Annotated in this window: 20 protein-coding genes; 11 read left to right on the top strand and 9 right to left on the bottom strand. The window is 71.1% G+C overall.

Annotated elements, in window-relative coordinates:
- Positions 1-26 precede the first annotated feature (26 nt).
- Both ACQP1V_RS10795 and ACQP1V_RS10790 read left to right on the top strand, forming a co-directional pair.
- Positions 27-1,268: a GNAT family N-acetyltransferase gene (locus ACQP1V_RS10795; protein WP_433421560.1), complete on the top strand. Its 1,242-nt coding sequence runs from the start codon at positions 27-29 to the stop codon at positions 1,266-1,268.
- 9 nt (positions 1,269-1,277) lie between these two features.
- Complete coding sequence (locus tag ACQP1V_RS10790) at positions 1,278-1,439, top strand: hypothetical protein (RefSeq protein WP_387416545.1); 162 nt, start codon at positions 1,278-1,280, stop codon at positions 1,437-1,439.
- Positions 1,440-1,496: 57 nt separating this feature from the next.
- Here the strand turns inward: ACQP1V_RS10790 and ACQP1V_RS10785 are convergent, their stop codons facing one another.
- A complete protein-coding gene (locus tag ACQP1V_RS10785) occupies positions 1,497-1,964 on the bottom strand; it encodes a ribose-5-phosphate isomerase (RefSeq protein WP_433421557.1) in 468 nt (155 codons plus the stop codon).
- Between the two features lie 120 nt (positions 1,965-2,084).
- Here ACQP1V_RS10785 and def point away from each other — a divergent pair, with 120 nt between their 5' ends.
- The gene (gene def, locus ACQP1V_RS10780; protein WP_067141048.1) at positions 2,085-2,573 is read left to right on the top strand and encodes a peptide deformylase; all 489 of its coding nucleotides are present in this window, start codon (positions 2,085-2,087) and stop codon (positions 2,571-2,573) included.
- On the opposite strand, the gene ACQP1V_RS10775 is transcribed toward def, so the two are convergent.
- Entirely contained in the window at positions 2,570-3,976 is a 1,407-nt protein-coding gene (locus ACQP1V_RS10775; protein ID WP_433421554.1) for an aldehyde dehydrogenase family protein, read from the bottom strand. The genes def and ACQP1V_RS10775 overlap by 4 nt on opposite strands.
- A gap of 118 nt (positions 3,977-4,094) precedes the next feature.
- Complete coding sequence (locus ACQP1V_RS10770) at positions 4,095-4,715, bottom strand: mycothiol-dependent nitroreductase Rv2466c family protein (protein ID WP_433421551.1); 621 nt, start codon at positions 4,713-4,715, stop codon at positions 4,095-4,097.
- Between the two features lie 165 nt (positions 4,716-4,880).
- Between ACQP1V_RS10770 and pepN the strand changes: the two genes are divergently transcribed.
- The 4 genes from pepN (at position 4,881) to ACQP1V_RS10750 (ending at position 10,613) form a co-directional block, all read left to right on the top strand.
- Positions 4,881-7,448 (top strand): aminopeptidase N, encoded by a 2,568-nt coding sequence (pepN, locus tag ACQP1V_RS10765; protein WP_433421549.1) that lies wholly within the window; start codon positions 4,881-4,883, stop codon positions 7,446-7,448.
- 192 nt (positions 7,449-7,640) lie between these two features.
- Positions 7,641-8,192 carry a LemA family protein gene (locus ACQP1V_RS10760; RefSeq protein WP_433421546.1) on the top strand — a complete coding sequence of 184 codons (552 nt, stop codon included), beginning with the start codon at positions 7,641-7,643 and terminating at the stop codon, positions 8,190-8,192.
- A gap of 2 nt (positions 8,193-8,194) precedes the next feature.
- Positions 8,195-9,613, top strand: coding sequence for a DUF2207 family protein (locus ACQP1V_RS10755; RefSeq protein WP_433421544.1), 1,419 nt, complete (start codon positions 8,195-8,197; stop codon positions 9,611-9,613).
- 25 nt (positions 9,614-9,638) lie between these two features.
- Positions 9,639-10,613: a hypothetical protein gene (locus tag ACQP1V_RS10750; protein ID WP_433421542.1), complete on the top strand. Its 975-nt coding sequence runs from the start codon at positions 9,639-9,641 to the stop codon at positions 10,611-10,613.
- Here ACQP1V_RS10750 and ACQP1V_RS10745 read toward each other — a convergent pair.
- The 3 genes from ACQP1V_RS10745 to ACQP1V_RS10735 all read right to left on the bottom strand — a co-directional run bounded on the left by ACQP1V_RS10745 (position 10,610) and on the right by ACQP1V_RS10735 (position 12,760).
- Positions 10,610-10,969: a TPM domain-containing protein gene (locus ACQP1V_RS10745; protein WP_387416536.1), complete on the bottom strand. Its 360-nt coding sequence runs from the start codon at positions 10,967-10,969 to the stop codon at positions 10,610-10,612. The genes ACQP1V_RS10750 and ACQP1V_RS10745 overlap by 4 nt on opposite strands.
- 5 nt (positions 10,970-10,974) lie before the next feature.
- Positions 10,975-11,268: a hypothetical protein gene (locus ACQP1V_RS10740; protein ID WP_433421539.1), complete on the bottom strand. Its 294-nt coding sequence runs from the start codon at positions 11,266-11,268 to the stop codon at positions 10,975-10,977.
- Between the two features lie 70 nt (positions 11,269-11,338).
- Positions 11,339-12,760, bottom strand: coding sequence for an amidase (locus tag ACQP1V_RS10735; protein WP_433421536.1), 1,422 nt, complete (start codon positions 12,758-12,760; stop codon positions 11,339-11,341).
- A 142-nt stretch (positions 12,761-12,902) separates the two neighbouring features.
- Here ACQP1V_RS10735 and ACQP1V_RS10730 point away from each other — a divergent pair, with 142 nt between their 5' ends.
- From ACQP1V_RS10730 to ACQP1V_RS10720, 3 genes are all read left to right on the top strand, one after another.
- On the top strand, positions 12,903-13,727 hold the full coding sequence (locus ACQP1V_RS10730; RefSeq protein WP_433421533.1) for a nuclease-related domain-containing protein: 825 nt from the start codon (positions 12,903-12,905) through the stop codon (positions 13,725-13,727).
- 71 nt (positions 13,728-13,798) lie between these two features.
- Complete coding sequence (gene ilvD, locus ACQP1V_RS10725; RefSeq protein ID WP_433421530.1) at positions 13,799-15,637, top strand: dihydroxy-acid dehydratase; 1,839 nt, start codon at positions 13,799-13,801, stop codon at positions 15,635-15,637.
- A 157-nt stretch (positions 15,638-15,794) separates the two neighbouring features.
- On the top strand, positions 15,795-16,271 hold the full coding sequence (locus ACQP1V_RS10720; protein WP_067141082.1) for a helix-turn-helix transcriptional regulator: 477 nt from the start codon (positions 15,795-15,797) through the stop codon (positions 16,269-16,271).
- 6 nt (positions 16,272-16,277) lie between these two features.
- On the opposite strand, the gene ACQP1V_RS10715 is transcribed toward ACQP1V_RS10720, so the two are convergent.
- The 3 genes from ACQP1V_RS10715 to ACQP1V_RS10705 are packed head-to-tail and all read right to left on the bottom strand — an operon-like array spanning position 16,278 to position 17,892.
- Positions 16,278-16,487: an FmdB family zinc ribbon protein gene (locus ACQP1V_RS10715; RefSeq protein WP_084259568.1), complete on the bottom strand. Its 210-nt coding sequence runs from the start codon at positions 16,485-16,487 to the stop codon at positions 16,278-16,280.
- Positions 16,488-16,542: 55 nt separating this feature from the next.
- Complete coding sequence (locus ACQP1V_RS10710; protein WP_433421527.1) at positions 16,543-17,370, bottom strand: GNAT family N-acetyltransferase; 828 nt, start codon at positions 17,368-17,370, stop codon at positions 16,543-16,545.
- Between the two features lie 12 nt (positions 17,371-17,382).
- Positions 17,383-17,892, bottom strand: a complete 510-nt coding sequence (locus tag ACQP1V_RS10705; RefSeq protein WP_433421524.1) for an HNH endonuclease — start codon at positions 17,890-17,892, stop codon at positions 17,383-17,385.
- A gap of 316 nt (positions 17,893-18,208) precedes the next feature.
- On the opposite strand from ACQP1V_RS10705, the gene ACQP1V_RS10700 reads away from it, so the two are divergent.
- Positions 18,209-20,266 (top strand): prolyl oligopeptidase family serine peptidase, encoded by a 2,058-nt coding sequence (locus ACQP1V_RS10700; protein WP_433421521.1) that lies wholly within the window; start codon positions 18,209-18,211, stop codon positions 20,264-20,266.
- The last annotated feature ends 9 nt before the right edge of the window (positions 20,267-20,275 follow it).

The raw sequence follows: 20,275 nt of genomic DNA, 5'->3' as shown, positions 1-20,275 counted from the left end.
CCTTTACACGCTCCTACTGTGAACGGATGAGTGTCCAGGTTCGTCCCATCGCAGAGTCCGATTGGCCGGAATTCATCCGAGTCCAGCGTGAGGCGTTCAACTCCCCCGACACCGAGGAACGCGATCACTGGCGCGAGCTGTTCGAGGTGGACCGCTCGCTGGGGGCATACGACGGAGATCTCCTCGTCGGCGGCACCGTCGTGGCGGGCCTCACGATGACCGTGCCGGGCGGCCCCATGCCGGTCGCCGGGGTCACCGCGGTGGGCGTGCTTCCCTCGCACCGCCGCAAGGGCGTCCTGACCGCGCTGATGACCCACCAGCTCGGCGACCTGCACGAGAAGGGCGAGTCCGTCGCCGCGCTCTACGCCTCGGAGGCGGCGATCTACGGCCGGTTCGGGTACGGCAGGGCCGCCGACTCCGTCTTCTTCCGCATCCCGACCGCGCACTCGGCGTTCCGGCGCGACGCCCCCTCGGACCCGTCCCTGCGCGTGCGTCTCGCCGATCCGGCCGCGGCCCGGGCCGACCTGGAGAAGGTCTTCGAGGCCGTGCGGACCACCCGGCCGGGCCTGTACGCCCGCTCCGACGCGCGCTGGCGCCTCAGCGTCGTCGGGGACGAGGAGGCCCAGCGCAGGGGGAACGGTCCGCTGCGCTGCGTGATCGTCGAGGACGACCACGGGCCGCGGGGCTACGCCCTGTTCCGGGTCAAGGACGGGTGGACCGAGCACAGCGTGCCCGACGGTGAGGTCCTGCTGCGGGAGCTGTTCGCCACCGACCCCGCGGCGTACGCGCTGACCTGGCGCAGCGTGCTGGACCGGGACCTGTGCGCGCGGCTGCGCGTCTGGGCGCGCCCGGTGGACGACCCGATCATGCATCTGCTGGCCGAGCCGCGGCAGCTCAACGCGGGCTGGCTGGACGACCTGTGGATCCGCCTGGTGGACGTGGACCGGGCGCTGGCCTCCCGCGCCTACGCCTCCCCTGTGGACCTCGTGATCGAGGTGGAGGACCGGGTGTGCCCGTGGAACGCGGGCCGCTTCCGGCTGGTCGCGAGCGCGGGACCCGGCACGGTGAAGGCGTCCTGTGCGCGGACCGGCGACCCCGCCGACGTGACGCTGCCCGTGGACGCGCTCGGCGCCGCGTACCTGGGCGGGCGTCCCCTGACCGCGCTGGGGGCGGCGGGCCTGATCACCGAGCACAGCGAGGGCGCGCTGCGCGCGCTGTCCACCGCGATGTCGTGGGAGCCGCGCCCGTGGGGCGGCCTGATCTTCTAGGCTCGCCTCATGGCGCTGCAAAACTTGCAGATTACGACGGTCGTCGCGATGCGGGCCCGGGACGTGTCCCGGCCCACCCCGGATCAGCAGGAGGCCGCAGACCGGCGGCTGCTGCGCGACGAGATGCCGCGACGCGAGGCGCGTCGCGGCAAGGAACGGCCGGAGGAGTGACGGAACGTCGGGAGGCGGACGTCGGCCCGCCTTCCGACGCGTGACCGGAGGCGGCGGCTACGGCAGCGGCGGCAGCTCGCCGGTCGTCTCGTAGCCGGAGAGCTGGCCGATCCTGCGGACGTGCCGCTCGACCCCGGAGAACGGCGTGGAGAGGAAGATCTCCACGAAGCGCACCGCGTCCTCGACGGGGTGCATCCGGCCGCCCAGGCTGATCACGTTGGCGTCGTTGTGCTCGCGGGCGAGCCGCGCGGTGTCGTCGTTCCACGCGAGCGCGGCCCGGATGCCGCGCACCTTGTTGGCCGCGATCTGCTCGCCGTTGCCGGAGCCGCCGAGCACCACGCCGAGGCTGCCGGGGTCGCCCGCCACCCCCTGAGCGGCGCGCAGCACGAACGCCGGATAGTCGTCCTCGGCGTCGTAGACGAACGGACCGCAGTCGATCACCTCGTGGTTCTGCTCCTTCAGCCAGGAGACGAGGTGGTTCTTAAGCTCGTAGCCGGCATGGTCGGCACCGATGTAGACACGCACAGCCCAAGTCTCGCAGGTGCTCACCCGAGACACGACTTCAGGGGCTCCACTAAAGTAACAAGCCACCGCCCCCGTGACTCCTTACCGGGCAGGCGCGGAGGCCGACAGACCAGGAGAGACATGCGCGAGATCCGCTACGTGGGCGACCCCGTCCTGCGCACCCCCGCCGAGCCGGTCACCGACTTCGACCGGGAACTGCGCCGGCTCATCGACGAGATGTTCTCGATCATGTACATGGCCGACGGAGTGGGGCTGGCCGGTCCGCAGATCGGCGTGGGCCGGCGGCTCTTCGTCTACGACATCAGCAACCGCAAGGGCCACGTGGTGAACCCCGAGCTCACGATCGACGACCCCGAGGAGGTCCTCGAGGAGGAGGGCTGCCTGTCCGTGCCCGGCAAGGAGACCGGCAAGCCGCTGTACGCCCCGACCGCGCGCGCCGCGGGCGTCACGCTCCGCGGGTTCGACCGGCTCGGCCGGCCCGTGACGGTCAAGGCGCGCGGCATGCTGGCCCGCTGCTTCCAGCACGAGTTCGACCACCTCAACGGCACCCTGTACGTGGACCGGCTGGCCAAGGACGACCGTAGGAAGATCCTGCTGCAGACCCCCTAGAGCAGGATCGCCTTCGTCTCCAGGTATTCCTCCAGGCCGGCTTCCCCCAGCTCGCGGCCGATGCCCGACTGCTTGTAGCCGCCGAACGGCGCGAGCGGGTTGAACCGGCCGCCGTTGACGGCCACCTGGCCGGTGCGGAGCCGGCGGGCCACGGCGAGCGCCCGCTCCTCGGTGCCCGCCCACACCGCCCCGGAAAGGCCGTACGGCGTGCCGTCGGCGATCTGAACGGCCTCGTCCTCCGAGCCGAAGGGCACGATCGCCAGGACCGGCCCGAAGATCTCCTCCTGCTCGATCGTCATGCCGGGCGCGACGCCCGCGAAGATCGTGGGTTCGACGTAGTAGCCGCGTTCGAGGGGGGCGTCGGTGCCGCCGAGGACGAGGCGCGCGCCTTCCTCCTGGCCCCGGTTGATGTAGCGGATCACACGGTCGCGCTGCGCGGCGGAGACCAGCGGCCCGAGGCGGGTGCCCTCGGCGAAGGGGTCACCCACCGTGTACTTGCGCCCCGCCTCGACGGCGAGCCGTACCGCCTCGTCGTACTGGTCCCAGTGGACGAGCATGCGGGTCCAGGCCGAGCAGGTCTGGCCGGAGTTGAGGAAGGCGTTGGCGACGCCGACCTTGACGGCGGCCGCGAGATCGGCGTCGGGGAGAATGAGGTTCGCGGACTTGCCGCCGAGTTCGAGCGCCACCCGCTTGACGGTCTCCGCGGCCAGCGCGGCGACCCGCCGTCCCGCGTGGGTCGAGCCGGTGAAGGAGACCATGTCGACGTGCGGGTGGGTGACCAGCGCCTCACCGACGACCGGACCGCGCCCGCTCACCATGTTGAAGACGCCCGGGGGCAGGCCGACCTCGTGGAAGATGTCCGCCAGCGCGTACGCGGCGAGCGGCGCCACCTCGCTCGGCTTCAGGACGACCGTGCAGCCGGCCGCGAGCGCCGGCGCGACCTTGCAGATCACCTGGTGCAGCGGGTAGTTCCAGGGCGTGATCGCGCCGACGACGCCGACGGGCTCCTTGACGACGAGCGAGTCGCCGACCCGGCCCCGGTCGAAGTCGTACTCCTCCGCGAGCCGCGCGTAGCTCTCGAGCACGCCCGCGGGCATCAGCGTCTGCACCTGCAGGGCGACCGGGTAAGGGGCGCCCAGGTCGGTCGTGATCGTCCGCGCGATCTCCTCCGCCCGCTCCCGCAGCAGCCCGGCGGCCGCGGCGAGCAGCTTGCCGCGCTCGGCCGGCGCCGTACGCGACCACGAGGGAAATGCGGCGCGGGCGGCGGCGACCGCCGGCTCGACGTCGGCGGGCGAGCCGGCGGGGACGCGGTCGATGATCTCCTCGGTGGTGGGGTTGACCACGTCGACCCCCTCGCCCGAGGTGGACGAGAGCCAGACTCCGTTCACGTACAGCTGACGCATGAACCTCATCCTTGTGTGCGACTCGGGCCGGCGCCCCTGGCGCGGCGTCCAGGCTAACGCGAAAGTCGAACAGAGCCTGACAAGCGGCTAAAAATCCGCATTAGCCAGAAATGCGAGGTCAGTCGAAGATCGGGCCGCGGGTGCGGGACCGCTTGAGCTCGAAGAAGCCGTCCGTGCCCGCCACGAGCAGAACGCCGTCCCACAGCCGGGCCGCGTCCTCGCCGCGCGGGATGGGCGAGACGACCGGGCCGAAGAACGCCACGCCGTCGACGGCGATGATCGGGGTGCCGACCTCCTCGCCGACCAACTCGATGCCCTCGTTGTGCGATGCGCGGACCGCGTCGTCGAACTCCTCCGACTCCATCGCGGAGACGAGCTCGGGGTCGAGCCCGGCGGCCGTGAGCGCCTCCGCGATCGTCTCCGTCCACGTCTCCGGCTGCTTGCGCCTGCCCCCGTCGTGGAACCGCGTGCCGAGCTCCGTGTAAAGGGTCCCGAGGACCTCCTCGCCGTACTTCTCGGCGGCCGCGGCGAGCACGCGCACCGGCTCGATCGCCCGGCTGAGCTTCTCGCGGTACTCCTCCGGGATGTCCTTGCCCTCGTTGAGCACGGCGAGGCTCATGATGCGCCAGCGCGTGCGCACCGGGCGCTCCCGCTCGACCTCGACCATCCAGCGGGAGGTGACCCACGCCCACGGACAGAAGGGATCGAACCAGAAGTCGACGGTCTTGGTCTCGGACATATGAAGGAGCCTCTCGGTGGGCAATGTGGTTGCATCGGTGCGTAACCGATGGCCGGATCTGGCTATTCCACCGGCCGATTTGAGGGCGATTTCCATCGTCAGGGCATGGCAGGATCGGTTCATCCCTCCGCGATGGAGCGGCGGGGCATGTGATGAGGAGCGGATGTGGCAGGGAATCTGACCCGTGACGAGGCCCGGGAGCGCGCTCGGCTGCTGACCGTCCAGTCTTACGCGGTCGAGCTCGACCTGACGGAGGGCGAGGAGCGGTTCGAGAGCATCACGACGGTCCACTTCACCTCCAGCCAACCGGGAGCGGACACGTTCATCGACCTGCACGGCGCGCACGTCAGGTCCGCCAAGCTGAACGGCGTGGCGCTCGACGTGAGCACCTACGACGAGGAGAAGGGCCGCCTCCCGCTGCCCGGCCTGGCCGAGCAGAACGTGCTGCGCGTCGACGCCGACGCGTCCTACATGCGCACCGGCGAGGGCCTGCACCGCTTCGTCGACCCGGTGGACCAGCGCGTCTACCTGCACAGCCAGTTCGAGACGGCCGACGCGCACCGGATGTACGCCTGCTTCGACCAGCCTGATCTGAAGGCCACCTTCGAGCTGGCCGTGCTCGCGCCCGCGGAGTGGGAGGTCGTGTCCAACGCCGCCCCCGACTCGGTCGAGGAACTGGAGGCGCACGAGGGCCGGCACGGCACGCTGCAGGCGGCCAGGCGCTGGCACTTCCCGGCCACGCCGGTCATGTCCACGTACATCACCGCGCTGATCGCCGGGCCGTACGCCGTGGTCAGGGACGAGCACGACGGCATCCCGCTCGGCATCTACGTGCGCAAGTCGCTGGCCGAGTTCCTCGACGCGGACAATATCTTCGAGGTCACCAAGCAGGGCTTCGACTTCTTCCACCGCGTCTTCGACGTGCGCTACCCCTTCGGCAAGTACGACCAGCTCTTCGTCCCGGAGTTCAACGCGGGCGCGATGGAGAACGCGGGCGCGGTCACCTTCCTGGAGGACTACGTCTTCCGGTCGCGGGTCACCGACGCCATGGTCGAGCGCCGTGCGGAGACGATCCTGCACGAGATGGCGCACATGTGGTTCGGTGACCTGGTCACCATGCGCTGGTGGGACGACCTGTGGCTGAACGAGTCGTTCGCCACCTACATGTCGGTGCTGTGCCAGGCCGAGGCCACCCGCTGGGGCCAGGGCGCGTGGACCACCTTCGCCAACGTCGAGAAGGCCTGGGCGTACCGGCAGGACCAGCTCCCCTCGACCCACCCGATCGCCGCCGACATCCCGGACATGCAGGCCGTCGAGGTCAACTTCGACGGCATCACGTACGCCAAGGGCGCCTCGGTGCTCAAGCAGCTCGTGGCCTACGTCGGCCTGGACAACTTCCTGGCCGGCGTCCGCGACTACTTCAACGAGCACGCCTGGGGCAACACCACCCTGCAGGACCTGCTGACGGCGCTGGAGCGCACCTCCGGCCGCGACCTGTCGTCCTGGTCGAAGGAGTGGCTGGAGACCTCCTGGGTCAACACGCTGCGCCCGTCCTTCACCACCGACGACGAGGGCCGCTTCCTCACCTTCGATGTGCTGCAGGAGGCCCCGCAGGAGCACCCGACGCTCCGCTCGCACCGGGTGGCGATCGGCCTCTACTCCATGATCGACGGCGTGCTCACCCGCACCAAGCGGGTCGAGCTCGACGTCGTGGGCGCCCGCACCGCGGTCCCCCAGCTGGTCGGCGAGGCCCAGCCCGACGTGGTCCTGGTCAACGACGACGACCTCACCTACGCCAAGATCCGGCTCGACGACCGGTCCCTGCGGGCGCTGGTCGACGGCGGCATCACCGCGTTCACCGACTCGCTGCCCCGCGCGCTCTGCTGGTCGGCCGCCTGGGACATGACCCGGGACTCCGAGATGGCCACCCGCGACTACGTCAAGCTGGTCGTCTCCGGCATCGACGCGGTCAAGGACATCACGGTCGTGCAGACCGTCCTGCGCCAGGCCCGGCTGGCCGTACAGCAGTACGCCGACCCCGCCTGGGTGGACGAGGGCATGGCCGAGCTGGCCCGGGCGCTGCGCGGCCTGGTCGCGTCGGCCGCGCCGGGCTCCGACCACCAACTCGCCTACGTCAACGCCTTCACCTCGGTGGCGGTCTCGGCCGAGGACCTGGCGTTCGTCAAGGGCATCCTGGACGGCACCGCCGCCCCCGAGGGGCTCGCGGTCGACGCCGACCTGCGCTGGACGCTCACCCAGGCACTGGTCTCCGGAGGCGTCCTGGGGGCCGCGGACATCGACGCCGAGCTCCAGCGGGACGCCACCGCCAAGGGCGAGCGTTCCGCCGCGATGTGCCGGGCGTCGATCCCCTCCCCGGAGGCCAAGGCGGAGACCTGGTCGGCCATCACCGGCGGCACGCTGAGCGGCGCGGTGCTGCGCTCCACGATCGGCGGCTTCATGGACCCGAACCACGTCGAGCTGCTCGAGCCGTACGGCGAGAAGTACTTCGACGAGGTCGGCCGCATCTGGAAGGAGTGGACCTCCGACAGCGCGCAGAACTTCGTGATCGGCTGCTACCCGGCCCTGCTGATCAGGCCGGAGACGGTCGCGCGGACGGAGGACCACATCTCCGCGACCCAGCCGCCGCACGCGCTGCGGCGTCTGGTGCTCGAAGGCGCCGACGGCATCAGCCGGGCGCTGCGCGCCCGGGAGAAGGACGCCTCGGCCGTCTGACGCGGCAACGTCCGATCGAACGGAAGGCCCCGGCCCGCTCAGGCCGGGGCCTTCCCGTTCTCCGCGTGCGGGAGGAGCCGGTGAAAGCCCCGCGCAAGCACGCCGCAAGTTACTCGGGGTGACATTGTGGCGTCGAGCCGTTTACAGCGCGGCGGGCCGCGTCTACCGTGTGCCCGACCCCGAGGAGGCCCCGTGATCACGCTCATCTCCATCGCCGTCATCGCCGTGCTGCTCTGCCTCGCCGCCGGCTCCCTCTACAACGGCCTGGTACGCAGGCGCGGCGCGGTGGACAACGCCTGGGCCCAGATCGACGTGCAGCTCAAGCGCCGGCACGACCTCATCCCCAACCTCGTCGAGACCGTCAAGGGATACGCCTCCCACGAGCGTCAGGCGCTCGAAGCCGTCGTCGCGGCGCGTTCCCGGGCGGTCGGCGCCCAGACCCCGAAGGACCAGGCCGCGGCCGAGGACGCGCTCTCCGGCGCGCTGAAGGGCCTGTTCGCGCTCGCCGAGGCGTACCCCGACCTCAAGGCCAGCCGGAACTTCTCGGAGCTCCAGGAGGAGCTGTCAGACACCGAGAACCGCATCGCCTACACCCGGCAGTACTACAACGACGCCGTCCTGACCTACAACAACGCGATCCAGACCGTGCCGGCCAACATCGTCGCGGGCATGACCGGGTTCGCCCCGCGTGAGTACTTCCAGGCGCCGGGCGAGGAGCGCGGCCCCGTCCAGGTTCGGTTCTGACCGTGCTTCCCTGGCTGGCCGCGGGCGCGGCCGTCGCGCTCTGGCTGCTGCTCCTGGCCGCGCTCGCCCTCGCCACCCGCAACCCGGACGTCGTGGCGGCGCCGCCCACCGGCGATCTCGCCCCCCACTCCCCCGCGATCGTCGACCTGATCACCGGCCACTGGAAGCTGTGTGATGAGGCCCCCTCCGCCACGCTGCTCGACCTCGCCTCCAGAGGCGTCGTGCGGATCGAGGAGATCGGCCCCGAGCTGTCCCTCGTACGGCTCCGCCGCGACCCCGGCGACCTCCGGCCGTACGAGAAGCTCGTCTACGACCACGTGATGTCGCTCGCCGTGGACGGGGTCGTGGCGACCGGCGCGCTGGCCGAGGGCTCGCGGAATCTCGGCCGGTGGTGGAAGAGCTTCCGGAAAAAGGTCATCGTGGAGGCCCGGGCGCTGGGCCTGTCCCGGCCCCGATGGAGCAGGGCCCAGGCGGCTCTGCTCACCGCGGCGGCGGCCGTACCCTCCCTCGCGGTCGCCGTCGCGGTCACGATGAGCGACGACGAACGCCAAGGCGGCCTGGGCGCGGCCGTGGTGACCTTCGCCCTGCTCCTGGCGCTGATGGGGCGGCTCAACGGTGAGCGCGGCACGCTGGACGGCGCGCGGGCCGCGGGGCAGTGGCTGGGCGTGCGCGAGCACCTGGCGGCCACCGGCCGGTTCGCCGAGCAGCCCGCGGCGTCCGTCACGATCTGGGGGCGGCACCTCGCCTACGCCGCGGCGCTCGGCCTGGCGCCGCGCGCGGTGGCGGGCCTGCCGGTGGGCGTCCCCGCCGACGACAGGCGGGCCTGGTCCGACTACGGCGGCATGTGGCACGTCGTGCGCGTCCGCTATCCCCGTCGCATGCTGTGGGCGAGGGAACCGCTGCCGATGCTGTTCTACGCCCTGGCCGCGGGCTTCTTCGCGGGTTTCTGGACCTGGATCGCGCTGCTGGTCGCGTCGGCCTTCGGGCTGTGGCCGGACACGCTCGTCCGTCCCACCTTCCTCGCCGTCGCCGCCGTCGTGGCGGGCGTGCCGCTGTGGTACGCGGTCGTCGATCTGACCGGCAAGGCCGAGGTCGAGGGCCAAATCGTCCGGCTCCGCCGCTTCCAGGCCGGCACCAAGGGAAACAACGATCCCAAGTACGCCTACTGGTGCGCGATCGACGACGGCCGGGCCCGCGAGGTCAAGGCGTACGGCATCGGCGAGCGGCTGTGGAGCTCTCTCTCGGAGGGAGAGAGGGTGCGTGCCCGGGTCGGCAGAAAGCTCGGCTGGATCGACGCGATCGAGGTGATCGAGCAGTCCCGCCTCCAGGGAACGGCCAGGTACGACGACACCGAGGAGCACCGCGTCGTCGCCCCGGAGAACCTCGGAGAGGTCCGGGTCTTCGACCCCCGTCAGGAATGATGCTTGGCCATGAGATGGTGATTCGATGAAGTCGGCCAGGGACCTGTTGATCGCGCTCGCACAGCGATATTCGTTCGGTGACGTCGGAGCCCTCGCTCCCGCGGTCCTGGGGCCCGGAGAACGCGCCGACGAGGTGGCCGCGGTGTGCGAGTTCGGCCAGCGACTGCTCACCCTGGACGCCGAGGACTTCGCCGACGAGAACGACGCGCGCAGCGTCCCGGCCGACCTGCGGCGCCGCGCCCGCGCCTGCCACATGCCGCAGACGTCCCGTGAGCAGCCACGCGGCGCCCTGGAGTCGCTGCGGCCCTCGTACGCGCTGCTCCTGGAGGTGATCGAGATCCGCTGGAGGCGGCGCGAGCTCAGCACCATGATCTCGGCGGTCCACATCGCCAGCGAGTACCTCCCACTGCTCGCGTTCGAGCCGGCCCTCGGCCACGCGGGCGACCCGGTGCGCTGGCCCGAGGGGTTGCGCGCGCCGGGCAGCAGGTTCGGCTCGATCGGCGACCGGGAGTGCGACCACACGCGGGCGGAGCAGTCGGCGGTCGAGCGGACGCTGCGTGTGGCGGTCGAGCCCGGCCAGGGCTGGCGCGCCTACTTCGACCGGCAGCACAGCCAGGTCGCCGGCGCGCTGGCCACCTGCGTGGCCCGCTGCCGCACCCCTTGCACGGCCATGGACTGGGTGCCGGAGAAGGACGATCTCGCTCTCCGCTCCCGCGTCGCACTGGCCTTCGCCGAGACTCCGCTCGTACGGCTCCGCCACGCCGCGCCGGTCGGCCACGGCTTCGGTGTGCCGTCGCCGGAAGAGGTCCGGGACGCGTGGGAGCGCAGCCGGTCCTTGCTGGACAAGAACGAGGTCGGCCACCGGGCGACCGAGGACGACGGCTTCTCCCTGTCCGGATTGCCCAGCCTGTTCTCCGCCGTCGCGGCCGCGCCCGTACGGCCGGCCTCCCTGCTGGCCGACGTGTCGGCCCACCTGGTGAAGCTCCTGGAGGAGCGCTAGACGCGGGCCACGCAGTCGGCCAGGGCGGCGAGGCCGGTGACCAGGCCGCCGGCGAGATCGCCCGCGGCGAAGGCGGCGGCCATCGAGACCGCCACGAGCCGGCACTCCCCGTCCGTGAGCAGTTTCCTGGCCCGCTCGCCCGTCACGATCTCCAGGGCCCGGTCCTCCACGTCGACCATGATGAGGACCGCCCGGTCGGCGACGTCGCCGAGCGCGGCGTGCAGCCGCTCGGCGAACTCCCGCCTCGGCCCCTCGGCCCGCCCGAGATAGACCGCGAAGCGCAGCCCGGTGCGGGCCTCGGCCGCTCCGCGCGCGGAGCGGATGTCGTCGATCTGCAGAGGAGTCAGCGCGCGCACGGCCCTCACCATCCCGCGGAGGCGCCGCCGGTGCGGGCCCGCGGCTGCGCGGCCCCGGCCATCGCCTTCCAGTCGACGTCGATCGCCGGCAGCCAGTGTGCCGGACGGCCGGTGAGCACGAGAACGGACGTGTCCGCCCCGTGCTCGGTCTTCCCTGGCCCGCCGAACCAGACCTCCTCGCCCGGGACGGCCTCGGTCCTGGCCGGGCGCCCGAACGCGAGGACCGCCAGGGAGATCAGCAGGGTGAGTCCCGCCGCCCCCCCGATAAGGAATCCGACGATCTGCAGCTCACTGTGCACCTCATCACGGTAACTCCGCAGGTGAGAACGGGTCGAGCCCGCCCGCGTGGGAGGCGGCGACGGGCCGGGCTCACCACACGGACGGCCGGCGTTCGCCCCAGAAGCCGCCCACGGACGCCTCGATCTGAGCCGAGAGCGAGATCAGCGTCCCCTCGTCGCCGAACCGCCCGGCGAGCATGACGCCGACCGGCAGCCCTTCGGGCGACCAGTGCAGCGGCAGGTTGACCGCCGGCTGCCCGCTGATGTTGTACGTGGCGGCGAACGGTGCGAAGCGCTTCATCCGCTCGAAGGTCTCCTCGGGCGTGTCCACGTCCTCGAACCAGCCCACCGGGACGGGCGGCCTGGTCACGGTGGGCGTCAGCACGGCGTCGTACTCGTCGGTGATGAGCAGCGCGAAACGGGTGGCGAGCTGGAGCGCCGACTGCGCCTTCAGGAAGTCCGGAGCCGCGGTGGCGAAACCGCGTTCCCGCAGCCAGGCGGTGAGCGGGCGCAGCCGGGACTCCACCCCCTCGGCCACCGGGTGCATGCAGGCGAAGGTGAACCACAGCTTCACGAACTCGGGCACCACGTCGGCGCCGAAGGGTGGATCGATGTCCACCACCTCGTGCCCCAGTGACTCCAGCAGCGCGGACGCGCTCTCGTACGCGGCCAGCACCTCCGGATGCACGTCCGCGTCCGGGACGACCGGCGTGGCGTACCGCGCGATCCGCAACCGGCCGGGCTCCACGCCGACGTAGGCGGAGAAGGAGCCGCGCTCCGGCGGCGGGGCCCAGTACAGGTCGCCGGGATTGTTGTGGGCCATCACGTCGAGCAGCGCCGCCGCGTCGGCGACGTCGCGCGTGATCGGGCCGTTGGTGGACAGGCCGGCGAGGTCGGGGATGATCGGCGCGAACGAGATGCGGCCGCGGGTCGGCTTGATGCCGTACAGGCCGCAGACCGAGGCGGGGATCCGGATGGAGCCCGCCCCGTCGCTGCCGTGCGCCGCCGGAGCCAGACCGGCCGCGACGGCGGCGGCCGCTCCCCCGCTCGACCCTCCGGCCGAGCGCGTCAGGTCCCAGGGCGTACGCGCGGGCGGGCCGACGGCGGTCTCGGTGTAGCACGGCAGCCCGAACTCGGGCGTGCTCGTCTTGCCGAGCATGATCGTGCCGGCGTCGCGCAGCCGCTCGACGACGCTGTCGTCCACCGGCGCGATGAAACCCTCGTAGGCGGCGGAGCCGAAGAAGATCGGCACGTCCTTCACCAGGTTGAGGTCTTTGACGGGGATCGGCACGCCGAGGAACGGAGGCGGGTCGTCGGACGCGAGAACCTGGGCCTCCAGCTTGCGCGCTTCCTCCAACGCCCGGTCGGCGGTGAGGGTGACGAACGCGCCGACCTCTTCGTTCAGCCGCTCGGCTCGTTCCAGGTAGTGCTCGGTGATCTCGACAGGTGACAGTTCCCTGTTCCGTACGGCTGCCGCCTGCTCCAGCGCAGTAAGATCGTGAATGTGGGCCACTACCGCACGGTAGGCCCGCGGCGCGAAGATATCTAGAGACGATACCCACCTGGCGGGCCCACCAATCCGGTGAAGCCAGCCACAAAAGTATGAACCACCCAACACTAGGCAACCCGCCGAAGGCTCAACTACGGTGAGTGATGTGGATACCGGTCTAGCGCCAGAAGACGGTCACGATACGTCACCGATCTGGGTCAGTGACGAGTCGTCGGATCGACCCGCGACGCCGCCGGAAGAGGCCGCGTCCACCACCTACGCCCCGGTGGAGCGGGCCTCCTTGAAGGCTCTCGCCAGTCGGTTCGACTACCACCACCTGCTGCGACGTGCGCTGGTCGCCCTCGCCGCCGGTGTGGTCGTCGGATTCCTGCTCGGCGGCTGGCGCATCGGTCTGACCGCCGCGATCGTCGCGGCCATCGCCGACACGATGTACCGGGCACGCAGCGTGTCCTCGATCCCGGCGTGGCGGCGCCCTTCGGCGGCGGAGCGGCGCACCGAGTACCAGCTCAAGCGGCTGGAGCGCAACGGCTTCCGCACGCTCCACGCCCGCGCCGTCCCGGGCAGCGACGCCCAGATCGACCATCTCGTGATCGGCCCGACGGGTGTCTACGCCGTCGACTCCGAGAAGTGGGACAAACGGCTGCCGGTGCGGGTGCAGTCCCACCGCAAGCTGTTCCATGGGCCGTTCAACCAGAAGCCACGCCTCGACGAGGCGCGCTGGGAGGCGTCCCAGGCGAGCGAGCTGATCGGCAAGGCCCTGGGCCGCGAGATCCATGTGGTCCCCTCGCTGGCGATCTACGGGCCGGCCATCCCCTGGCGCATCCTCAACGTACGCGACGTGGACGTCTTCTCCGGCAGCATGGTCCGCAAGTGGATCACCAAGCGGGAGCGGTCGCTCACGTCGGCGGAAATCGACTCCATCTACCGCGCCGCCGAACGCGTTCTGCCGCCGCGTTATCCCGAGAGCTGAGCACGCGACCAGTTTCCTCCGGCGACGGCCGTACCATTTGAGGACTCACTGTCTTCGATGGGAGCGACGTCATGCCAGCCCTCAGGTCTCGTACGGTCACACACGGCAGAAACATGGTCGGTGCCCGGGCCCTGCTCCGGGCGACCGGTGTAGCCGGGAGTGACTTCGGGAAGCCCATCGTGGCGGTGGCCAACAGCTTCACCCAGTTCGTCCCCGGTCACGTCCACCTTCGCGAGGTCGGCGACGTCGTCGCCGCCGCGGTGCGCGAGGCCGGGGCGATCCCCCGCGAGTTCAACACGATCGCGGTCGACGACGGCATCGCGATGGGCCACGGCGGCATGCTGTACTCGCTGCCCTCGCGCGAGCTCATCGCGGACGCGGTCGAGTACATGGTCAACGCCCACTGCGCGGACGCGCTGATCTGCGTCTCCAACTGCGACAAGATCACCCCGGGCATGTTGCTGGCCGCCTTCCGGCTGAACATCCCGACGGTGTTCGTCTCCGGCGGCCCCATGGAGGCGGGCAAGACCCCCGGCCGCAAGCTCGACCTGATCGACCCGATGATCGCGGCGGCGGACGACAGCGTGAGCGACGAGGCCCTTCTCGAAATGGAGGAGAACGCCTGCCCGACCTGTGGTTCCTGCAGCGGCATGTTCACCGCCAACTCGATGAACTGCCTCACCGAGGCGATCGGCCTGGCGCTGCCCGGCAACGGCACGACCCTGGCCACGCACAAGGCGCGCAAGGCCCTGTTCGAGGAGGCCGGCCGCACGGTCGTCGAGATCACCCGGCGCTACTACGAGCAGGACGACGAGTCGGTGCTGCCCAGGAGCATCGCCACCCGTGACGCGTTCGAGAACGCCATGGCGCTCGACGTCGCCATGGGCGGCTCGACGAACACGATCCTCCACCTGCTCGCCGCGGCCCGCGAGGCCGGTGTCGACTTCGGGCTCAAGGAGATCAACGAGCTGTCGCTGCGGGTGCCGTGCCTGTGCAAGGTCGCTCCCGCGACGGCCAAGTACCACGTCGAGGACGTGCACCGCGCCGGCGGCGTCCCCGGCATCCTGGGCGAGCTCGACCGGGCCGGGCTGCTGCACCGCGACGTGCCCAGCATCCACGCCTCCTCGCTCGGCGAATACCTCTCCGCCTGGGACCCCAAGTCGCCGGAGGTCCGCGACGAGGCGATCGAGCTCTGGCACGCCGCGCCGGGCAACGTCCGCACGGTCAAGGCGTACTCGCAGGACGCCCGCTGGGACTCGCTCGACCTCGACCGCGCCGAGGGCTGCATCCGCGACGCCGAGCACGCCTACACCAAGGACGGCGGCCTCGCCGTGCTGTACGGCAACATCGCCCCCGACGGCTGCATCGTCAAGACGGCCGGTGTGGACGAGTCGATCTGGAAGTTCTCCGGCCCGGCGGTGGTGTTCGAGTCGCAGGAGGACGCGGTCGACGGCATCCTCTCGGGCAAGGTCTCCGCGGGCGACGTGGTCGTGATCCGCTACGAGGGCCCCAAGGGCGGCCCCGGCATGCAGGAGATGCTCTACCCGACGAGCTTCCTCAAGGGCAAGGGCCTGGGCAAGGCGTGCGCGCTGATCACCGACGGGCGCTTCTCCGGCGGCACGTCCGGTCTGTCCATCGGCCACGCCTCCCCGGAGGCGGCCGAGGGCGGGCTCATCGCCCTGGTCGAGAACGGCGACCCCATCGAGATCGACATCCCGGCCCGCTCGATCGAGGTGAAGGTGACCGAGAGCGAGCTGGCCGCCCGCCGGGAGAAGCTGCTCGCCGAGCTCGGCGGCTACCGTCCGCGCGACCGCAACCGGCCGGTGTCGGCGGCGCTCCAGGCGTACGCGGCCCTGACCACCTCCGCCTCGACGGGGGCCTCCAGGGACATCTCGCAGCTCTCGCGCTAGTCGGTCTTCCGTCATACGGAGGGGATCGGGGCGGCCGCCCCGATCCCCTCCGGCCGTTTCAGAGCGCTTCGGGGATGGGCTCGCTGAGAGGGGACAATCACCTCTCCGCCGACCACGCGTTCGAAAAAATGTCAGTCGGGGGAGGTAAAATTATGGTATGGCCAACGTCATTAGGAACACCCTGACGACCGCTGAGCTCGCCGCACTGGCCCTGTCCCTGGCCCACCTCGGGACCGGCCCGCAGTCCGTCACCGCCCGCCGCGGGCTGCGCCACGCCTTCCAGCATCTCGACCTGAACGACGACGTCACCGCCACCACCCTGACCACGCTGACCACGCCGCTCCCCACCGACGTCGCCCGGCGCGCCAGGGTGATCGCCAACGCGATCACCGCCCGGCTGGTGCTCCAGATCCAGTACCGCGACGCCACCGGCCGGATGACCACCCGGAACGTCGAGCCGGTCACCTTCATGGCCCACCGCGACCACTGGTACCTCGTGGGCTGGTGCCGGATGCGGAGCGGGATCCGGGCGTTCCGGCTCGACCGCGTCGCCGCGGTGGAGCCCACCGACCTGCCGGCCCGCCCCCACCTTCCCGAGCGTTACCTGCCGTTCCAGCGCCGCGCCGCGGCCTGAGTCCGGTCAGCCGCAGCAACCGCCACCGCAGCAACCGCCGCCGCCACCGCTGGGACGCGGGGCGGCGGCGCCGCCCGTGACGGCCACGGTCGAGAGCAGCTTCACCGTGTCGTCGTGTCCCGAGGGGCAGGTGGCAGGCGCGTTCGCCTCGGCCATGGACCTGTTCAGCTCGAAGGTCGATCCGCAGGAGCGGCAACGGTAGTCATAACGAGGCATGTCCGTAGCGTACGGCCTCGTTCAGGACGGTGGGTTGGGTGGGGCCGGGGGCCCCTCAGCGGAAGCTGATGCGGGCGTAGTCGGCCACGGGTTCGTACCCCAGGGCCTGATAGATGGAGTTCGAGCGCGGGTTGGCCAGGTCGGCGAAGAGCAGCACCTCGGCGGCCCCCTCGTCCAGCGCCTTCCTGGTCACGGCGTACGTGACGGCCGAGCCGTACCCCCTGCCGCGGAACTCCGGCGGCGTGTAGACCGGCCCCACCCGTGACATCCCTGCGATGGGCGTCGAGACACAGGCCAGCGCGACGGGGCGGCCGCCGTCCTCCCACCACACGAGCTCGTTCCTGTTGATCCGGGCCGCGACCACCGGGGTGGGGTCGGCGCTCACCTCCACATCGGCCTCCACCTCGAACTCCCGGATCCACTGGACCGCCCGCGGCATGTCGGCGGCGACGGCCGTACGGGCCGCGCCCGGGACGCTGGGCGGGACCGGGGTCCCGAGCCGGTAGAGGCGATCGGAGCGGCGGCCCCGCTCGGGCTCCCACCAGGCGCGGGCGAACGCCTCCGCCTGTTCAACGGGACCGTTGACGCCGGACAGCGACCTGCCGAGAGCGATCAGCTCGCTCACCAGGGACGGGATGGCGGCCAAGGGGACGGCGGCGAGCAGCAGCGGATAGGGGGCGGTGTGGATCATCGCCCCCTCCACCGAACCTCCCTCGGTGAACCACCCCATGAGCGGGTTCTCCGAGAACTGGCCGCTCCGCAGGCTCCGGAGCACGGTCAGCGCGGCCGTGTTGCGCACCGGGTCGCGCAGCAGCCAGCCCTCGGCCGCCGCGGCGAAGGTCTCCGCGGCGGCGGTGAAGGTCCACGTCGATTTGTCAGTCATCCGGGTCCTGGGTCAGGCGGCGGACTCGGCGAGATAGGGCGCCCACTGCGGGTCACCGTCGAACTGCGCGCCGATGAGCCGCCAATGGGGGCCGCGCGGCACCACCGGGGTGACGCGCAGCGTCCACCCGAGGTCCTCAAGCAGCCGGTCCGCCTTGCGGTGGTTGCACGGCATGCAGGAGGCGACGCAGTTCTCCCAGGTGTGGGGACCGCCCTTGGAGCGGGGGATGACATGGTCGATGGTCTCGGCCCGCTGCCCGCAGTACGCGCAGCGGAAGTCGTCCCGCCGCATGAGTGCGGCCCGCGTGAGCGGGATGCGAGACCGATAGGGGATGCGGACATATCGCCTCAGCCGGATCACCGACGGCACGTCGAGGGTGCGGCTGGCCGAACGCAGCACCGCCCCCCGTCCGTCCTGATGAACGACCTCCGCCTTGTCGCGCAGCACCAGGATGACCGCCCGGTGCAGGGACAGCGTGGTCAACGGCTCGTAGGTGGCATTGAGAAGGAGTACTTGGCGCATCAGCCGACCTCCTTCGCCATCTCGTGAGCCGGGCTGAGATGGCGCGGGAGCACGGCTGTGCGCCCTGGTTGTGGTCCCGTCGGTTGGGACCCGGGTGCTTCCGTCACAGGGACCTCCGCCGGACGGTCCAGCGGATGGTCACCACGGCACCGCCCTCCACCAAAGTGTGGCCTTTGCCGCGCCCCATCCGCCACCCCATAAAGCGCGAGTGAGGTTCACGATTGGGACGCCTGTTGACGTTTATCCCCTTTCGAGGCTCTTTTTACTCCTGACGAGCGGCACGCTCCTGTCAGCGACCTGCTTTAAAGTGCGAGGCATGACCGGACTGTCGTATCCACCCGCCCGCCGCGACGACATCGTCGACGACCTGCACGGAACCCCTGTCCCCGACCCCTACCGATGGCTGGAGGACGCGGACGACCCGGCCACCAAGGAGTGGCTGGACGCGCAGGACGACCTCTTCAAGAGCACGGAGCTGCCCGACCGCGAGCGCTTCCGTGAGCGCGTCGCCGCACTGCTGCGCTCCGGCTCGGTCGGTCCGCCCGCATGGCGCGGCGAGCGGCGGTTCTTCATGCGCCGCACGCCCGACCAGGAGCACGCGGTCCTGTACGTGGCGGACGGTCAGGGCGAGCGGGCGCTGATCGACCCGATGGCGCTCGACCCCTCGGGGCTGACCACCCTGGACTCCTACCAGCCGGACAAGGAGGGCGCCCGCCTCGCGTACCAGATCTCGGTCGGCGGTGACGAGGAGTCGCGGCTCCATGTGCTCGACGTCGAGACGGGGGAGGTCATCGAGGGGCCGATCGACCGGTGCCGCTACTCCCCCATCGCCTGGTTGCCCGGCGGCGAGGCGTTCTACTACGTGCGCAAGCTGGCGCCGTCGGAGGTCCCCGAGGGCGAGGAGCAGTTCCACCGGCGGGTCTACCTGCACCGGGTCGGCACTTCTCCGGACGGCGACGTGCTGATCTTCGGCGAGGGGCTGGAGAAGACGAACTACTACGGCGTCTCGGTCTCCCGCGACGGCCGCTGGCTGACCGTCTCCGCCGCGCAGGGCACGGCCCCGCGCAACGACCTGTGGGTAGCGGATCTGACCGCCTCGCCGCTCGAGGCGCCCGCGCTGGTCACCGTCCAGGAGGGCGTCGACGCGCAGACGGGCCTGCACTTCGGCCGTGACGGCCGGCTGTACGTGTTCACCGACCGGGACGCGCCCCGGGCCCGGATCTGCGTGACCTCGCCCGAGACGCCGACGTACGAGCACTGGCGCGACCTGATCCCCGAGGACTCCGAGGCGGTGCTCTCCGACTTCGCGATCCTCGATGACCTGGACGAGCCGGTCATGCTCGTCGGCTGGACCCGGCACGCCGTCTCCGAGATCGCGATCCACACGTTGGAGACGGGCGTCCGGATCGGCGAGGTGCCGACGCCCGGTCTCGGCTCCATCGGCGGCATCACCGAGCGCCCCGAGGGGGGCCACGAGGCGTGGTTCTCCTACACGGACAACACCACGCCGCCGAGCGTCTACCGCTTCGACGCGCGCACCGGCGAGACGTCGCTCTGGGCCGCCTCACCCGGCGCGGTCGAGGTGCCTCCGGTGAACACCGAGCAGGTGGTCTACCGTTCCAAGGACGGCACCGAGGTCCACATGCTGGTGATCTCCCGTGAGGGCTCCGGCCCCCGGCCCACCATCCTGTACGGCTACGGCGGCTTCGGCATCCCCATGACCCCGGGCTACTCCGGGTCGATCCTGGCCTGGGTCGAGGCGGGCGGCGTCTACGCCATCGCCCAGCTCCGGGGCGGCGGTGAGCAGGGCGAGCAGTGGCACCGCGACGGCATGCTCGGCAACAAGCAGAACGTGTACGACGACCTGCACGCGGCGGCCGAGCACCTGATCGCGACCGGCGTGACGACGCCCGAGCAGCTCGGCATCTCCGGCGGCTCCAACGGCGGCCTGCTGGTCGGTGCGGCGCTCACCCAGCGGCCCGAGCTGTACGCCGCCGTGGTCTGCTCCGCGCCGCTGCTCGACATGATCCGCTACGAGAAGTTCGGTCTCGGCGAAACCTGGAACGTCGAGTACGGCTCCGCCTCCGTGCCGGAGGAGTTCGGCTGGCTGTGGAGTTACTCGCCCTACCATCACGTCCGCGAGGGCGTCTCCTATCCGGCGACGCTGTTCACGGTCTTCGCCTCCGACACCCGGGTCCATCCGCTGCACGCCTGGAAGACGACCGCCGCCCTGCAGCACGCCCAGGCCGCCGACCGCCCGATCCTGCTGCGCAACGAGGCAGAGGTCGGACACGGCGCGCGCGCGGTGAGCCGGAGCGTCGATCTCGCGGCCGACCAGCTCGCCTTCCTCGCCCGGCACACCGGGCTCGCCTGACCGGCGGGT

The organism is Microtetraspora malaysiensis (genome assembly GCF_050947145.1).
GTDB classification, from domain to species: domain Bacteria; phylum Actinomycetota; class Actinomycetes; order Streptosporangiales; family Streptosporangiaceae; genus Microtetraspora_A; species Microtetraspora_A malaysiensis.
Note: the sequence above shows the minus strand (reverse complement) of the source record. Positions and strands in the feature narration are given on the sequence as shown.

What these genes read in the sequence shown, in the direction of transcription:
- ACQP1V_RS10710 (WP_433421527.1), bottom strand. Translation starts at nt 17,370, where the DNA reads ATGACTGACAAATCGACGTGGACCTTCACCGCCGCCGCGGAGACCTTC.
- ACQP1V_RS10770 (WP_433421551.1), bottom strand. Translation starts at nt 4,715, where the DNA reads ATGTCCGAGACCAAGACCGTCGACTTCTGGTTCGATCCCTTCTGTCCG.
- ACQP1V_RS10795 (WP_433421560.1), top strand. Translation starts at nt 27, where the DNA reads ATGAGTGTCCAGGTTCGTCCCATCGCAGAGTCCGATTGGCCGGAATTC.
- ACQP1V_RS10790 (WP_387416545.1), top strand. Translation starts at nt 1,278, where the DNA reads ATGGCGCTGCAAAACTTGCAGATTACGACGGTCGTCGCGATGCGGGCC.
- ACQP1V_RS10750 (WP_433421542.1), top strand. Translation starts at nt 9,639, where the DNA reads ATGAAGTCGGCCAGGGACCTGTTGATCGCGCTCGCACAGCGATATTCG.
- ACQP1V_RS10720 (WP_067141082.1), top strand. Translation starts at nt 15,795, where the DNA reads ATGGCCAACGTCATTAGGAACACCCTGACGACCGCTGAGCTCGCCGCA.
- def (WP_067141048.1), top strand. Translation starts at nt 2,085, where the DNA reads ATGCGCGAGATCCGCTACGTGGGCGACCCCGTCCTGCGCACCCCCGCC.
- ACQP1V_RS10700 (WP_433421521.1), top strand. Translation starts at nt 18,209, where the DNA reads ATGACCGGACTGTCGTATCCACCCGCCCGCCGCGACGACATCGTCGAC.
- ACQP1V_RS10705 (WP_433421524.1), bottom strand. Translation starts at nt 17,892, where the DNA reads ATGCGCCAAGTACTCCTTCTCAATGCCACCTACGAGCCGTTGACCACG.
- ilvD (WP_433421530.1), top strand. Translation starts at nt 13,799, where the DNA reads ATGCCAGCCCTCAGGTCTCGTACGGTCACACACGGCAGAAACATGGTC.
- ACQP1V_RS10775 (WP_433421554.1), bottom strand. Translation starts at nt 3,976, where the DNA reads ATGCGTCAGCTGTACGTGAACGGAGTCTGGCTCTCGTCCACCTCGGGC.
- ACQP1V_RS10715 (WP_084259568.1), bottom strand. Translation starts at nt 16,487, where the DNA reads ATGCCTCGTTATGACTACCGTTGCCGCTCCTGCGGATCGACCTTCGAG.